Origin of the sequence: uncultured Brachyspira sp. (assembly GCF_944393015.1) — a bacterium.
GTDB lineage: Bacteria > Spirochaetota > Brachyspiria > Brachyspirales > Brachyspiraceae > Brachyspira.
Genome location: NZ_CALXYQ010000002.1, coordinates 36,137 through 50,282, shown reverse-complemented (window position 1 = coordinate 50,282; position 14,146 = coordinate 36,137). Strand labels below are relative to the sequence as shown.

At 28.1% G+C, this 14,146-nt stretch carries 17 protein-coding genes; 4 read left to right on the top strand and 13 right to left on the bottom strand.

All coding sequences use genetic code 11. The features are described from left to right. Positions 1–7: 7 nt before the first annotated feature. From fliH to Q0K19_RS01120, 4 genes are all read right to left on the bottom strand, one after another. Entirely contained in the window at positions 8–910 is a 903-nt protein-coding gene (gene fliH, locus Q0K19_RS01135; protein WP_012670212.1) for a flagellar assembly protein FliH, read from the bottom strand. Between the two features lie 41 nt (positions 911–951). Then, positions 952–1,983 carry a flagellar motor switch protein FliG gene (fliG, locus tag Q0K19_RS01130; RefSeq protein WP_008724563.1) on the bottom strand — a complete coding sequence of 344 codons (1,032 nt, stop codon included), beginning with the start codon at positions 1,981–1,983 and terminating at the stop codon, positions 952–954. Positions 1,984–2,042: 59 nt separating this feature from the next. Beyond that, entirely contained in the window at positions 2,043–3,746 is a 1,704-nt protein-coding gene (gene fliF / locus Q0K19_RS01125) for a flagellar basal-body MS-ring/collar protein FliF (RefSeq protein ID WP_297244808.1), read from the bottom strand. Positions 3,747–3,975: 229 nt separating this feature from the next. Continuing rightward, complete coding sequence (locus Q0K19_RS01120) at positions 3,976–4,455, bottom strand: CinA family protein (RefSeq protein WP_297244807.1); 480 nt, start codon at positions 4,453–4,455, stop codon at positions 3,976–3,978. Positions 4,456–4,596: 141 nt separating this feature from the next. On the opposite strand from Q0K19_RS01120, the gene Q0K19_RS01115 reads away from it, so the two are divergent. Next, positions 4,597–5,253: a tetratricopeptide repeat protein gene (locus Q0K19_RS01115; RefSeq protein WP_297244806.1), complete on the top strand. Its 657-nt coding sequence runs from the start codon at positions 4,597–4,599 to the stop codon at positions 5,251–5,253. Between the two features lie 21 nt (positions 5,254–5,274). On the opposite strand, the gene miaA is transcribed toward Q0K19_RS01115, so the two are convergent. From miaA to gmk, 3 genes are read right to left on the bottom strand one after another with little or no spacing between them, the layout of a single operon-like run. Next, a complete protein-coding gene (gene miaA / locus Q0K19_RS01110) occupies positions 5,275–6,201 on the bottom strand; it encodes a tRNA (adenosine(37)-N6)-dimethylallyltransferase MiaA (protein ID WP_297244805.1) in 927 nt (308 codons plus the stop codon). Between the two features lie 6 nt (positions 6,202–6,207). Further along, the gene (locus Q0K19_RS01105; RefSeq protein WP_297244804.1) at positions 6,208–6,624 is read right to left on the bottom strand and encodes a hypothetical protein; all 417 of its coding nucleotides are present in this window, start codon (positions 6,622–6,624) and stop codon (positions 6,208–6,210) included. Positions 6,625–6,656: 32 nt separating this feature from the next. After that, a complete protein-coding gene (gmk, locus tag Q0K19_RS01100) occupies positions 6,657–7,208 on the bottom strand; it encodes a guanylate kinase (protein ID WP_297244803.1) in 552 nt (183 codons plus the stop codon). 240 nt (positions 7,209–7,448) lie between these two features. Between gmk and gltX the strand changes: the two genes are divergently transcribed. Continuing rightward, a complete protein-coding gene (gene gltX / locus Q0K19_RS01095; RefSeq protein ID WP_297244802.1) occupies positions 7,449–8,894 on the top strand; it encodes a glutamate--tRNA ligase in 1,446 nt (481 codons plus the stop codon). Positions 8,895–8,912: 18 nt separating this feature from the next. Next, on the top strand, positions 8,913–9,305 hold the full coding sequence (locus tag Q0K19_RS01090) for a response regulator (RefSeq protein WP_297244801.1): 393 nt from the start codon (positions 8,913–8,915) through the stop codon (positions 9,303–9,305). A gap of 121 nt (positions 9,306–9,426) precedes the next feature. On the opposite strand, the gene Q0K19_RS01085 is transcribed toward Q0K19_RS01090, so the two are convergent. After that, positions 9,427–9,555 (bottom strand): hypothetical protein, encoded by a 129-nt coding sequence (locus Q0K19_RS01085; RefSeq protein WP_297244800.1) that lies wholly within the window; start codon positions 9,553–9,555, stop codon positions 9,427–9,429. 67 nt (positions 9,556–9,622) lie between these two features. On the opposite strand from Q0K19_RS01085, the gene Q0K19_RS01080 reads away from it, so the two are divergent. After that, the gene (locus Q0K19_RS01080) at positions 9,623–10,555 is read left to right on the top strand and encodes a hypothetical protein (RefSeq protein ID WP_297244799.1); all 933 of its coding nucleotides are present in this window, start codon (positions 9,623–9,625) and stop codon (positions 10,553–10,555) included. Between the two features lie 65 nt (positions 10,556–10,620). On the opposite strand, the gene Q0K19_RS01075 is transcribed toward Q0K19_RS01080, so the two are convergent. The 5 genes from Q0K19_RS01075 to Q0K19_RS01055 form a co-directional block, all read right to left on the bottom strand. Then, the gene (locus Q0K19_RS01075; protein ID WP_297244798.1) at positions 10,621–10,830 is read right to left on the bottom strand and encodes a hypothetical protein; all 210 of its coding nucleotides are present in this window, start codon (positions 10,828–10,830) and stop codon (positions 10,621–10,623) included. Between the two features lie 45 nt (positions 10,831–10,875). Then, a complete protein-coding gene (locus Q0K19_RS01070) occupies positions 10,876–11,322 on the bottom strand; it encodes a CAP domain-containing protein (RefSeq protein ID WP_297244797.1) in 447 nt (148 codons plus the stop codon). 76 nt (positions 11,323–11,398) lie between these two features. Continuing rightward, positions 11,399–12,355, bottom strand: a complete 957-nt coding sequence (gene rfaD, locus Q0K19_RS01065) for an ADP-glyceromanno-heptose 6-epimerase (protein ID WP_297244796.1) — start codon at positions 12,353–12,355, stop codon at positions 11,399–11,401. Between the two features lie 33 nt (positions 12,356–12,388). Then, complete coding sequence (gene rfaE2, locus Q0K19_RS01060; protein ID WP_297244795.1) at positions 12,389–12,850, bottom strand: D-glycero-beta-D-manno-heptose 1-phosphate adenylyltransferase; 462 nt, start codon at positions 12,848–12,850, stop codon at positions 12,389–12,391. 91 nt (positions 12,851–12,941) lie between these two features. Then, positions 12,942–14,138 (bottom strand): class I SAM-dependent RNA methyltransferase, encoded by a 1,197-nt coding sequence (locus tag Q0K19_RS01055; protein WP_297244794.1) that lies wholly within the window; start codon positions 14,136–14,138, stop codon positions 12,942–12,944. Between the last annotated feature and the right edge of the window lie 8 nt (positions 14,139–14,146).

Below are 14,146 nucleotides of genomic sequence, written 5' to 3'. Positions count from 1 at the left end.
AGTATAATTAGAAACCTTTAATAGGTTCTACTTCTTTAATAGCAGTTTCTATTTCATTTAATTGAGTATTTATTCTAGCATCTATATCGCCGAAGTCTGTTTCTATCATACAACCGCCAACATCAACATTAGGGTCTTCCAATACTGTTACGCCCTCAATCTTATCAAGCATTTGATAAAATTCATCTTTATGTCTAGCAGAAACTTCCAAATCATCAATATTAACTCTAATAGTGATTTTAGTTCTGCCTTTAATTCTTCTTAAAGCCTCCTGAATATTTCTAATAACAATACCTTTATCTCTTTCAGTTAGCATTTTTACAACACGCTTAGCTATGAGTACGGCAACCTCAATAACTTGAGCCTCTGCTGCATCTATTATTTCATTTCTTTTATTAATAGTTTCAGCTAAGATTTTTTTCATCTTTTCTGTTAATTTTATTAAATCATTATTACTGTCAGAGAAAGATTTTTCAAAACCTTCATCATAACCTTTTGCATATCCTTCTTTATATGCAGCATCTTTTATAGATTCTGATTCGCTTTGTATTCTTTCTTTTTCAGCATTAGCATCTTGTATTATTCTTGAAGCATCAACTTTAGCCTGTTCAGAAATAACATGTGCTTCATTTTGTTTAGATTTAAATATCTCAAAAGCCTGTGTTTTAGCATCTTCTATAATTCTGTCTGCCTCATCAACAGCCTTTCTTCTCATATCTCTTAAATCTTCTTCCCATTGAGCTCTAAGTCCTGCAATTTCAGCTTCAATTTCTTCAATGGAAGGACCTCTGTATTCCTCTTGAGATTCCTCATAATCAAGTTCTTCCTGAGATTTATGATGAGGTACTGCAATATTAACTTTTTGAGTAAGTTCAACAATACTTCTGGATTTAAAAACCTTTTCTGGCATAATTTACTCCCAATTATTTTTATAATTATTATCCTAAAAAATCACACAACCATTTCATCTTCACCGGCACGAGCAACAACGATATCACCTTGCTCTTCAAGCTTACGGATGATATTAACGATTTTCTGCTGAGCCTCTTCAACGTCTTTAAGACGAACAGGTCCCATAAAGTCCATATCCTCTTTAAGCAATGCAGCAGCACGTTTGGACATGTTTCTGTAAACTTTATCCTGAGCATCTGTATCAACACTCTTAAGTGCTTTAGCCAAGTCGCTTGAATCAACCTCACGAAGTACCTTCTGTATAGCTCTGTCATCAAGCAATACGATATCTTCGAATACAAACATACGTTTCTTGATCTCTTCTGCAAGTTCCGGATCGTCTTCCTCCAAACTCTCGATAATACTTTTCTCAGTAGATCTGTCAACACTGTTAATGATTTCTACTATAGAATCGATACCGCCGGCAGAAGTAAAGTCTTCACTAGCAAGAGTAGAAAGTTTTCTTTCAAGTACCCTTTCAACCTCTCTTAAAACTTCTGGAGATGTTCTGTCCATTATAGCAATACGTTTAGCTACATCAGGCTGAATCTCTGTAGGCAAAGCTCCCAATATACTAGCAGCTTTTTGTGCTTCCAAATAAGCTAAAATAAGTGCTATAGTTTGAGGGTGCTCACCTTGTATGAAGTTAAGCAAGTGTGCAGGGTCTGTACGACGTATAAAATCAAAAGGTCTAACCTGTAATGAAGAAGTTAATCTATTGATTATATCACTAGCCTTCTGACTGCCCACAGATCTTTCAAGCAAGTCTCTTGCATAATCTATACCACCTTGAGTTATGAAGTCCTGAGCTATCATCATCTCTTGGAACTCTCTAAATACAGCATCCTTGTCAGCGGATTCTATATTTTCAAGTCTGGCAATATCAAATGTTATCTGCTCTATTTCTTCCTCTCTCAAATGTTTAAATATTTCACTTGAAGTTTCCATTCCAAGAGATACTAAAAATATAGCAACTTTTTGACGGCCGCTTAACACTCGTTGTTTTTTATCTTTTTCTTTCTCTGCAGGCATAATTTATACTCCTAGTTTTTATTATACTCAATTTTATTATTTACATTAATTAACTTTAATTAGCTTTTATCATCAGCCATCCAAGTACGCAACAACTGAGCAACATCATCAGGTCTTTCATGACTTACTCTTATAACTTCATCCATAAGTTTCTTACGTGCTGCATCCTCTAAACTCATTTCGCTTATAGGTTCTTCATTAGCATTCATCATAGCCTGTCTGCGCATTTCCATCTGTTTGCGTTCAAGCTCTTCTTCTCTAAGTCTGCGTCTTCTAGCAAGCTCTTTCTGTATAGCTCTTATTCCTAATGCTAATACGAATAATATTAATAAAGAAATCATTGTTATTATCAATGTTTTTCTTATAAATCTATCTCTCATAAGTTTAGCATCTTCAGCATTGAATCTATCCCAATGGTCAAACTGAATATGTGTTACACTTACTTGGTCGCCTCTTTTCAAATCATAACCTATAGCAGCTTGTACTAAAGAAGTAACATTTCTTATTTCTTCTGCTGTTACAGGGTGATACTCTCTTACATAAGAACTTCCATTAGTTATTATAGGGTCTCCGTTTTGGTCATAAGATTTAGTCCATCTTCCATCCAAAGCAACTGCAGCAGATATCTTTCCTATTTGATAACTTCCCTTTTTAATAGCTTCATATCTTTTGCTTAATTCATAGTTATCCTGTGAATCAGTTTTTGTATATGTCTGCCATCTGTCGCTTTTATCTTTATATCCTGGAGGTACATTTTCTTCAGCACCTGCAGCACCTTGAGGTATAAACTGCTGTCCTTTCCAATCTTCTGTAACTGTACGAGTAGATACCTGAACCTTATTAGTAAATTGGCTGTCATCATAAGGTGTTGCTGGATCATCTTCTTTTAATATTATAGGAAGAACTAAATTATTTGTTATACTAACATCATCCCAAATAAGTTCTAATGCTATTGTTGTTTCTACTCTGTTAGTGTATATTCTTCCCAATGTTTGTCTTATTTTATTTTCAATTTTCTTTCTTTCTCTATCAACTATTTTCAACTCTTCCTGAGCTACTTTTAATTTTAAATTAGCAGCTTCATCTGTAAAATCAGTTAATACATATCCTGTACTATCTGTAATTGTTACAAATTCAGGTTTTAATTTATCAACGCCCATAGCTATTAACTGCTGCAAGCCTCTTACTGTTTTTGGATCTCTTAATACTTCTTCTTTGAAAGGCTGTGCTTTAATAACTACTGATGCTGTAACAGGTGAATCTATATCTGTTAAATATTCTTTCTTAGGAAATGCTAAATCTACTGTAGCTTCCTGAACGAAATCTAATTTTGTTAAAAGCTGAGTTATAGCTTTAGTTAAAGATCTTCTTTTATTAATATCAAGTTCAACATCTGTTATACCAATACGAGGAGCATCAAATAATTCCCAACCATCAACTCCTGTAGGCATTCTGCCCTCTTTTACCAATTCTAATTCTGCTTTAGCTTTATCAGCCTCGCTATTAAGTGTGATAAATCCGTTTCTGTATTGATATCTTATGTTATTAGCATCCAATACTGCTATAACATTTCTAGCATCTTCCTGAGTCAATGCCTGCTGAAACAATAATGTTCCTGTTCTTCTTGATGTAAGCATTATTGTTGCTATTATTGCCCCAAGACCGATTACTAAAATACCTATTAATACGGCTTTTTGCAATGTTGTTGTCTTAGCAAAAATATTTTTTATTTGACTTGTTAATTTATTTATAAAGTCCTGCATTAGAAACCACCTAATAAAAGTTATCTTTAGAATTTATCGGATATAGTTATGTTTACTTTATAAAAAAATTATGTTTATTCAAGGTTTACATAACTATTTTTCTTTTTTATGAATATTAGTTTACATAATTATTTTTGTCAACAAGTAAACATAATATTTTTTGAATTTATAATGGACTTTTTATCTTTTTTTGTTAAATTGCCTTATTTGATATCAATGTTATTATAGACTAACATTTTTTTATGAAATTTTCAATTAAATTCAAAGAAAACATTACACTTTGCTCTCTTACCTCTTGTCTATCTCCTGAAAATATATTCTTATAAGCCTTAATATAACCTTCTGCCGCCAAACATATCCATACCAAGCCCACAGGTTTATCATCAGTTCCTCCGGAAGGGCCTGCTATTCCGCTTATTGCTATTGCTATATCACTTTTCATAATTTTTCGGCTATTTTCCGCCATCTCTAAAACACATTCTTCACTAACAGCACCATATTTTTCTAATGTTTCCTCTCTTACATTTATCATTCTATGTTTAATTTCGTTGGAATATGTTACAAAAGAGCCTTCAAAACATTCTGATGAACCTGAAACCGATGTTATATGTGCTGCAAATAATCCGCCTGTGCATGATTCTGCTGATGTTACTTTTAATCCTCTTTGTATTAATAATTCAACAACTTCTTTAGCTTTATCATAATTCATATTAAAAACCTTGATTTTCAGTATATATTAATAAACATAATAAATTATAAAAAATAAAATTCATTTAATTAAAAAATATTATTACTAAATATTAAAATAAATGTTTTTAAATAAAAAATAATAATATTAATATAAAAAATTATGGATAATCTAAATAAAAACATAGAAAAATTAATAAAAGAAATAGAAAATTCAAATAATAATAATGCCATTTGCAATAAAGCTTTAAAAGAAATTAAAAATATATTTAAAAATTTTAATAATAATGATTCTAATAATTTCCTAAAATTATGTGCGGTTACAGTTGATAAACTTTTTTATTTACAGCGTTATAATGATATCATTTACATCAAAGAAAATATTTTTAATATAAAAGACAAATTTCAAAATATCAATGACATTTTATTTTTATATCCATCAGCAATAAGTAATTTAATGCTCGGTTTTAATGATAAAGCTATAAAAGAATTAGAAGAATTGATAAATAATTATGATATAGAAAGTTCTCAAATTCCTCCATTACAAAATTTTTTAGCTGAAGCGTATTTAAGAGAAAAGAAATATGAAGAAGCTGTCAATTATTATGAAAAATTTATACATTTGAGTGTTACTAATGCTATGATGTGGAATGATTATGGCTATGCTTTAGAACAAATTGGAAGAAAAGAAGAAGCTAAAAAGGCTTATTCTAAATCATTAGAATTGGATCCGTCATTTATATTTGCAAAAAGAAATTTAAAAAGACTAAACCCAAAAGAAAATTTATTCAAAAAAATATTTTCATATTTCAGATTATAAATTTTAGATTTTATTAAATATTTAATCAATATTATAAAAGGCTTTTATTTCTTCAGCAACTTTTTCCAAATCATTTTCATTTATTCTTCTATGCTCTTCACGTCTAAACCAAGTTAATTGTCTTTTGGCAAAATTCCTAGTTCTTTTTTTTATTAATTCAATAGTATCTTCTAAACTCATGGATTCATTTATTAAATAATCATAAATCTCTTTATAACCTATAGCCTGCATTGATGTGTAGCTATTATCTATTCCCATATCAATAATTTTTTTCACCTCGTCAAGCAAGCCTCTTTCAAACATTATGTCAACTCTTTTATTAATATTGTCATAAAGAGTTTCTCTATCTATATCAATAACATAGCTTAAATAATCCAAATCAACTACAGGTTTTCTTAACTTTTTTAATTCTGAGATTTTTTTTCCTGTATTATAATAAACTTCCAAAGCTCTTACAACTCTTCTTGCATTGAATCTATCTATATTTTCCGCTGCTTCTTTATCAATATTTAAAAGCTCTGAATATAAACTTTCAAGTCCATATTTATCTATTCTTTCATAAAGTTCTTTTCTGATTTTTTGAGAAGATTCCTGATCGTCATTTTCCTCATCAAAAATACCATATTTTATAGCATCAATATAAAAACCTGTACCTCCTACACCGAATATAGGCACATTATCTATACTATTTATTACATTTTTAAATATATCAAGATATTCTTTTATATTAAAATTGACAGAAGGTTCTAATATATCAACCATTTTGTAATTATATTTTTTTATTTCTTCTAGGGAAGGTTTGGCAGAGCCTATATCCATATATCTATAAACCTGTATAGAGTCTATAGATATTATGGCGGCATTATTGAAATAGTTATCTATTAATTTATGAGCAAAACTGCTTTTACCTGAAGCTGTTGCTCCTGATATAAATACAATATTTTTCACTATTTATTATTCATCTTTTTTCTTTGAAGATTTTTTCTTCTTTTTTGATTTCTCTTCATCTTCTGAATAGTCATCATCAAAATCATCATCAGCATCGTCTGTATCAGCAACTGCATATTCAGTATCATTTTCTTCTTCTGAAGAATCATCTTCTGAAGCGTATTCACCTTCGTCATAAGCAACTTCAGAATGCTTAAAAGGTGCTTCTTCATCTACAGTCATATCTACACCTTCTTCATATTCATACTTAATTTTTCCGTCAAGTATGTTTTTCATAACAGTAGGTATATATTTTCCGCCTCTGTATTTAGTTTCACCTTTAAGAAGTGTACCGCCGTTTTTAGCTAATTCTATCATAGCTTTGCTAAGTTCATAGCGGTTTCCTTTATATTCTATAAGTTTCTCTAACGGTATTATACCCATATATTAAACTCCATATATAATTTTAAATTTATTTATAATTTTGAATTGATTGCTTCTTCTAATTTTTTATAAGCTTCTTCAACATCATCATTTTCTATAATGATATCGAATTTATCTTTATATTCTAATTCTCTTTTAGCATCCCAAATTCTGAGTTTTATGCTTTCTTCAGTTTCAGTTCCTCTATCTTCAAGCCTTTTTTTAAGAATTTCCATAGAAGGAGGAGTTATGAATATATAATTAGCATCTATTCCTTTGCTTTTTATATATAATGCACCTTGAATATCTATATCAAGTATCAATATTTTATCTTCATCATCAGCTTTTTCTAATTCTTTGAATGAAGTTCCATAATAATTATCATGAACTGACGCCCATTCTATGAAATCTCCATCATTTATCATTTGTTCAAATTTTTCTTTGTCTATAAAATAATAATCCTGACCGTCTACTTCATTTGCTCTTTTAGGTCTAGTGGTATAAGAAACACTAAAAACTGCATTAGAATGATTAGCCATATACTTTTTTATTAAAGTAGTTTTGCCGGCTGCCGAAGGGGCTGTAATAACAACAATATTGCTCATAATACACCAAATATAGAATTGCAACTTATTATATTATATTAATAAAAATATTTCAAGTTTTATATTAAAAATATTAATATATTAGTAATTAAAATACAAAATTATTCACATACAACACATATACTACAAAAAATCATTAAATTTGCTTAAAAATTTATTTTTGCATAAAACTGTTATATTAATTGATATTTATTTATTTTAATGTATAATAGGTCAAGTTTAAAAATCAAGGAGTAAATTATGTCGGAAATCAGAGTTCGTTTCGCTCCATCTCCAACAGGTTTTTTACATATAGGAAACGCTAGAACTGCATTATTCAATTGGTTATATGCCAAAGCTATAAAAGGAAAATTAATTCTAAGAATAGAAGATACAGATCAGGAAAGAAGTACTAAAGAAGCTGTTGATATGGCTATAAAATCATTAAAATGGCTTGGTATAGATTGGGATGAAGGTCCTGAAGTTGGCGGAGATTATGGTCCGTATTTTCAGTCTGAAAGACTAGATATATATAAAAAATATACTGAAAAACTTATGGAAGAAGGAAAAGCATATTATTGTTTTTGTACTTCCGAAGAATTGGAAAAAAAATCTAATATGCAGAGAACTCTTAATCAGCCTATTATTTATGACGGCAAATGTAAAGATATACCTTTAGAAGAGGCTAAAAGAAGAGTAGCAAACGGAGAGCCTGCTAAAATAAGATTCAGAGTTCCAAAAAATCAAATAGTAACTTTCGATGATTTTGTTAGAGGAATAGTAAAAACTAATAGCAATGAAATAGGAGATATCATAATAGTAAGAGAAAATGGATTCCCTACTTACAATTATGCCGTTGTTATAGATGATATGCTTATGAAAATTTCACATGTCATAAGAGGTGAAGATCATATATCAAATACTCCTAAACAAATACTTATTTATGAGGCATTAGGAGAAAAACCTCCTAGATTTGCACATACTTCTTCAATACTTGGTAATGACAGAAAGAAATTATCAAAAAGACATGGTGCTGCTACATTAATGGAATACAAGGACGAAGGATTTCTTCCTCAAGCTATGAGAAACTTTTTAGCTTTACTAGGCTGGACTCACCCAGAAGCTATGGAGACTATGGTTGATGATGATATGATTAAAGCCTTCAAATTAGACCGTTTCTCTAAAAGCCCTGCTATTTTTGATACTGCTAAATTAAGACACTTGAATGCTTGGCATATAAAAAATACAAATTTAGATGAAATTACAGAGTTATTTATACCATATTTAGTTAATGGCGGCTTCTTAAAAGAAAATTATACAGAAGAAGAACATGCTTGGGCTAAAAAACTTGTTTCTGTTATAAGACATAACTGTGTTGTTTTATCCGACATTGTAAAATATGTTCCTGTATTCTTTGAAAATGATTTTGAGCTTACTGATGAGATGAAAGAAATGGTAAACAAAGAAGAAAGCAAAAAAGTTCTTCAATTCATCAAAAATGATATAGAAAATACTGATGAAATTACTGATGAATATATGAAAGCATTAATCAAAAAAGCACAGAAAGAAACAGGGTTAAAAGGTCCTAATCTGTATCACCCAATAAGATATGTATTGACAGGAAGTGCTGCCGGAAGCGAATTATCACATATTTGCGAACTTCTAGGCAAAAAGAATGTTCTTTACAGATTATCTAAATATATTTAATAATAATTGGGGTAGAATATGATTAATGGTAAACCTTTAATACTTGCTGTAGATGATGAAGAACCTATTAGGGATCTTATAAAATATACTTTTGAACCTCATGATTTTGAAATTGTTACAGCAGAAAATGGTAAATCAGCAATAACTATATTAGAACATAATCCTGTTGATGTTATAATCACAGATTTGCTTATGCCTTCTATGACTGGACTTGCTCTTATAAGAGAAATGAAAAAGAGAAAAAGCTCTATACCTATTATAATAATTACAGCTTATGGTAATACTGAAATGGTAAAAGAAATTATTGCAGAGGGAGTATTCAGACTCATAGAAAAACCATTGGATTTTGATACTTTAATTCCTATAGTACATGAGGCTATAGAATATAAGAAAAATCAAGAAAATAAATAATAAAATTTCTTATTATAAAAATAATAAAAGGCTTGAGTTTAATTAAAAACTTAAGCCTTTTTGTTTATATATTGACATTAAATAATATAAATATATAATTACTATATGAATAATTTAATTTTTATAAAGTATAATAAGCTCCAAGCTCCAAGCTCCAAGCTCCAAGCTCCAAGCTCCAAGCTCCAAATAAATTTATAATTTCTAATAATAATTTATCAATCAAAAATACACAATTAATAAAATACAGCATTTCTTTTATCGTTGCAAAAATTTTAATTAATAAAAATTTAATAAATATATTTTTTAAGGAGAAAAATATGAAAAAACTTTTAATTACATCAATGATGTTATTATCTTTATTTATTATAGGATGCGGAAATAAAACTACAGCTCCTACAACAACAAATAATAATAATCATTCACGATCTTTTACAGGTAATTTTAAATTTGGAACATTTGGAAATGCTTCTGCATTATTTATTAATGAAGACGGAAGTATTTATATGAATATGGACAATGTTTTATTAACAATAAAAAAAGAAATGGTTACTAAAATATCCGACTCACAATATACAATAAAAGGTCAAATGCCTACTATAAAATATGATACTTCATCATCAGCAACTGCAAAATCAATAATGTTTGCTCAAAGTACTTCTGATATGAATACTGTAGATGTTTCACTTAATTTAAACGGCGGAAGTTTATCATTATCCGGGCAAGTTAATAGTGTTAATGTAAATGCTACCTTAAAAGAAGTAAGCGGATATATACCAAATGATTATGCTGGTATATATTATATGGATGGTAATCAAAATAATACTGGAATTGAAATAAAATCTGACGGATATGTAATTATAAAAAGAATGCAAAATGGTAATACTAACCTAGAACAAAAATATAATGATAAATTAATAAAATTATCTGAAAATGAATATCTATTAAATGAAGGCTCTTTAGAAAATAATTCATTATCTTCAGGTCAAATGACTACTAGTGATGCAGAAAGTATTTTGGTGGCAGAAACTTTGAGACATTATAATATATCTACAAGATCTACATTAAAATTTGAAAATAGTACAATTACAATGGAAACCAAAAGATTAAATATAAATTACAAAGATTACAATACTATTTCTGATTATATTCAACAAATAATTAAAGATATATCATATACAAATCAAATTGACTATTCATTAATTACAGTAAAATTTGAAAATACAGAATATTTAACATTTATTAAAAAATAGAATAAAAGGCTTGAGTTTAATTAAAAACCCAAGCCTTTATTATTTTTTAAGAAATTAAATAAAAATTATTCAATAATCTCTTCTATTTTATCTCCCGCTTCATCTAAAGCTTTTTCAGCCTTTTCTCCAGCTTTTTCTATTTTGTCTCCTGCTTTATCTATTGAATTTTCTATCTTATCAGTAACTTTGTCTATACTTTTTTCAACTTTATCATCTTCACAAGATATAAAAATCATTGATAATATAATACAAGAAATAAAAATAATTTTTTTCATAAGAGTTTACTCCGTTTTAATTTATTTTAATAATAATATTATTATTTATTCAGCTAATGAACAATAAAGAATAGCCCAATATGTATTTTTAGAATTTTTATATATTCCAATGCCAATATGAGTATAATCCATATCTAATATAGAAGACGAATCGCTAGGATCTTTAATCATAGCTTTGAAAATACCGCTTGCTGTTTCATATCCGCTTCTTATAGATTCTCCGTAATATGCTACTCTTATTCCGTTTTCTGAATATACGGTATGCATTTCTCTTCCGTCAGGTCTTTTAGATTCGAAAACTTTAGATATCTCTTCTGCCCTGATAGCTGCTGCATTTTGCAAATCTTCATTTGTTTGATATGCCTCAAGTCCTGCTTTTTGCCTCTCCTCATTTATTAACTCAAGAAGTTTTGCTGACTGCTCGGGATCTTGAGAGAATAAAGGCAATGCTAAAAATAAAATACTAAATGTAATTAAAATAATTTTTTTCATAATAAAATCCTGAAAAAGTTTATATATAATATAAAATCATTATCAAGCATAATCGTAAAACATTTTATACTATTTTTTACATTAAATAACCGCAGCTTTTTTCCAAAACTTCAGCATATTTTTTTACACCAGTGTTAACATTCATAAAAGGCTTATCATAACCAATAGCTCTCAATTTCTTTAAATCAGCCTGTGTGTATTTTTGATATTTACCTTTCAAAGCATCTGGGAATGCTATATATTCTATTTCAGCTGATTTATAAACTTCTTTCAATGCCTTAGCAATTTCAACAAAACTTTCAGCATTTCCTGTACCGCAATTAAATATACCAGATTTATTTTCATTTTCAAAAAAGAAATTATTAACAGAAACAACATCATCTATATGTATAAAATCTCTTAAAAAATTCTCACTTCCTTCAAATATTTTCATTCTCTCGCCTGCTTTTATCTGATTAAACAAATGAAAAGCAACAGAAGCCATTCTTCCTTTATGATTCTCCTGAGGGCCGTAAACATTAAAATATCTAAGTCCTACAACCTGACTATTTACTTTATTTTCTTTGAATAATTTATTTAAATATCTGTCAAATTGATATTTTGAAAAAGCATAAACATTCAAAGGATATTCATTTTTTTCATCTTCTTCAAAACCATTTTCACCATTTCCGTATACAGAGGCACTTGAAGCATATAAGAATCTTATTTTCTTATCTAAACAAACATGAAGAACATTTTTTGTATATTCATAATTATTTTTCATCATATATTTACCGTCTGTTTCCATAGTATCAGAACAAGCACCCTGATGAAATATTGCCTCAACTTTATTATTATTTACAAATGAAGTTAAATAATCTAAAGTAAAATCTTCTTTATCAATATAGTCTTTAAATTTAATTCTATTTAAATTCTTATGTTTAGAAGCGTTTTTCAAATTATCAACTATTAATATATCATCAATTCCTAAATTATTTAATCCTCTTACTATATTAGAACCTATAAATCCGGCTCCTCCAGTTACTATAATCATATTAAATCCTCCGATTTTTATTAATTTATATTATTAACTATTAATTTTTTTTATAATATTAGTAGTAGAATATCCATCAACAAAGTCAATGAGTACTGTTTCTTTTGAATATTCTCTTCCCACAACATTTTCTATTTTATAATCTCCGCCCTTTACTAAAACATCAGGCTTTACTATTTTTATTAATTCAAGAGGTGTATCCTCATCAAATATAGATATATAAGTAATACATTCCAAAGCAGCAAGCACGATAGCTCTGTCAATTTCATTATTAATAGGTCTGTCATTACCTTTTAAACGCTTTACTGAATCGTCGCTATTAAGCCCTAGAATAAGCAGATCGCCAAGTTCTCTAGCCTTCTGTAAATATTCCACATGTCCGCGATGAAGTATATCAAAACAGCCGTTTGTAAATACTATTTTTTTATTTTCTTCTCTATATTTGTTTAATACAGCGTCTAAATTATTTCTTTCTATGAGTTTTTTATTTATCATTATTGATTTATTCCAATTTTATATTTAGTAAATTAATTATATCATGTAACATATTAATAACAAGAATTAAAACAAAGTTAATAAAAAGATATTAATTTTTATACTCTAAAAAAGAAATAAGTTCTATATGATAAGTATCAGCAAACATATCTATAATATTTAAATCCGACAAATTATAATGATCTTTCAATAAATTAACATCACGTGCAAAAGTCATAGGATCGCATGAAACATATATGATTTTTTTCGGTTTGATTCTTATTATTTCATCTATTACTTTTTTATCAATTCCTTCTCTAGGCGGGTCTAATATTAAGGCATCAATATAATAATCAATATTTTTTAATGTTATAAAAGCATCTTCATTTTTTATTTTTAAATCATATTTATTTGCTATCAGTACAGAATCTTTATTTATTTCTGAAGCAATGAATTTACAATTATTATTAAAACTTTTTATTCTATTTTCTAAAGCCGATGTAAAAAATCCGCTTCCTGCATAAAGCTCAACTATAGTACTATCATTATCATTCAAATATTTAATGACATTATGCTGAAAATCATCAAGAAGATATAAATTACTTTGAAAAAATGTTTTATGCCCTATTGGTATATTACCGTATTTAGTTTTATAAAGTATAGTATCAGTTCCATAGCTTTTAATATTTTTATTATGCTTTACCGTTATCCCTTTAAAATATTTTTCAAAACATTTTATATTTATTTTTTTATTAAGTTCAATAAATGCAAGAGCTTCGTCATTGTTATTTTCTATTAAATAAATACTTCCTGTAATATTGTTTTTGGAGGCAAAATTCTTTATCTTTTCAAATAAACTTCCTTTTAAAATAATACATTCATCAATATTTACAAACTCATTGCTTTTAAATCTATAAAAACCAATTCTACCATTATCAGCTATCATATTAACTCTAAGTCTGTAATGAACATTATTTCCGCAAATTATTTTTATATCTTTATTAAAGTCAATATTTCTAATAGCATTTAAAACAACATTCTTTTTTATATCTAATTGTTTATTATATTCTATATGATTAAATAAACATCCACCGCAAATACCAGCATACTTGCATTTTGGTTTTATTCTAAACTTGGAAGATTCTATTATTTTATTTATAGAGGCATAAGAAAATTTTTTACTTTCTTTAGTTATAGTAATATCCAATATATCGCCTTCAACACTATGGGCTACAAATATAACCTTTCCATTTTCATCTTTAGCAATTCCATATCCGCCATAAGCAGTATCTATAATTTTTACTTTCATAAAATTTA

What these genes read in the sequence shown, in the direction of transcription:
- Q0K19_RS01105 (WP_297244804.1), bottom strand. Translation starts at nt 6,624, where the DNA reads ATGGGTATAATACCGTTAGAGAAACTTATAGAATATAAAGGAAACCGC.
- fliH (WP_012670212.1), bottom strand. Translation starts at nt 910, where the DNA reads ATGCCAGAAAAGGTTTTTAAATCCAGAAGTATTGTTGAACTTACTCAA.
- Q0K19_RS01070 (WP_297244797.1), bottom strand. Translation starts at nt 11,322, where the DNA reads ATGAAAAAAATTATTTTAATTACATTTAGTATTTTATTTTTAGCATTG.
- Q0K19_RS01075 (WP_297244798.1), bottom strand. Translation starts at nt 10,830, where the DNA reads ATGAAAAAAATTATTTTTATTTCTTGTATTATATTATCAATGATTTTT.
- Q0K19_RS01085 (WP_297244800.1), bottom strand. Translation starts at nt 9,555, where the DNA reads ATGCTGTATTTTATTAATTGTGTATTTTTGATTGATAAATTATTATTA.
- fliF (WP_297244808.1), bottom strand. Translation starts at nt 3,746, where the DNA reads ATGCAGGACTTTATAAATAAATTAACAAGTCAAATAAAAAATATTTTT.
- Q0K19_RS01120 (WP_297244807.1), bottom strand. Translation starts at nt 4,455, where the DNA reads ATGAATTATGATAAAGCTAAAGAAGTTGTTGAATTATTAATACAAAGA.
- rfaE2 (WP_297244795.1), bottom strand. Translation starts at nt 12,850, where the DNA reads ATGATAAATAAAAAACTCATAGAAAGAAATAATTTAGACGCTGTATTA.
- gltX (WP_297244802.1), top strand. Translation starts at nt 7,449, where the DNA reads ATGTCGGAAATCAGAGTTCGTTTCGCTCCATCTCCAACAGGTTTTTTA.
- Q0K19_RS01090 (WP_297244801.1), top strand. Translation starts at nt 8,913, where the DNA reads ATGATTAATGGTAAACCTTTAATACTTGCTGTAGATGATGAAGAACCT.
- gmk (WP_297244803.1), bottom strand. Translation starts at nt 7,208, where the DNA reads ATGAGCAATATTGTTGTTATTACAGCCCCTTCGGCAGCCGGCAAAACT.
- Q0K19_RS01055 (WP_297244794.1), bottom strand. Translation starts at nt 14,138, where the DNA reads ATGAAAGTAAAAATTATAGATACTGCTTATGGCGGATATGGAATTGCT.
- Q0K19_RS01080 (WP_297244799.1), top strand. Translation starts at nt 9,623, where the DNA reads ATGAAAAAACTTTTAATTACATCAATGATGTTATTATCTTTATTTATT.
- fliG (WP_008724563.1), bottom strand. Translation starts at nt 1,983, where the DNA reads ATGCCTGCAGAGAAAGAAAAAGATAAAAAACAACGAGTGTTAAGCGGC.
- rfaD (WP_297244796.1), bottom strand. Translation starts at nt 12,355, where the DNA reads ATGATTATAGTAACTGGAGGAGCCGGATTTATAGGTTCTAATATAGTA.
- Q0K19_RS01115 (WP_297244806.1), top strand. Translation starts at nt 4,597, where the DNA reads ATGGATAATCTAAATAAAAACATAGAAAAATTAATAAAAGAAATAGAA.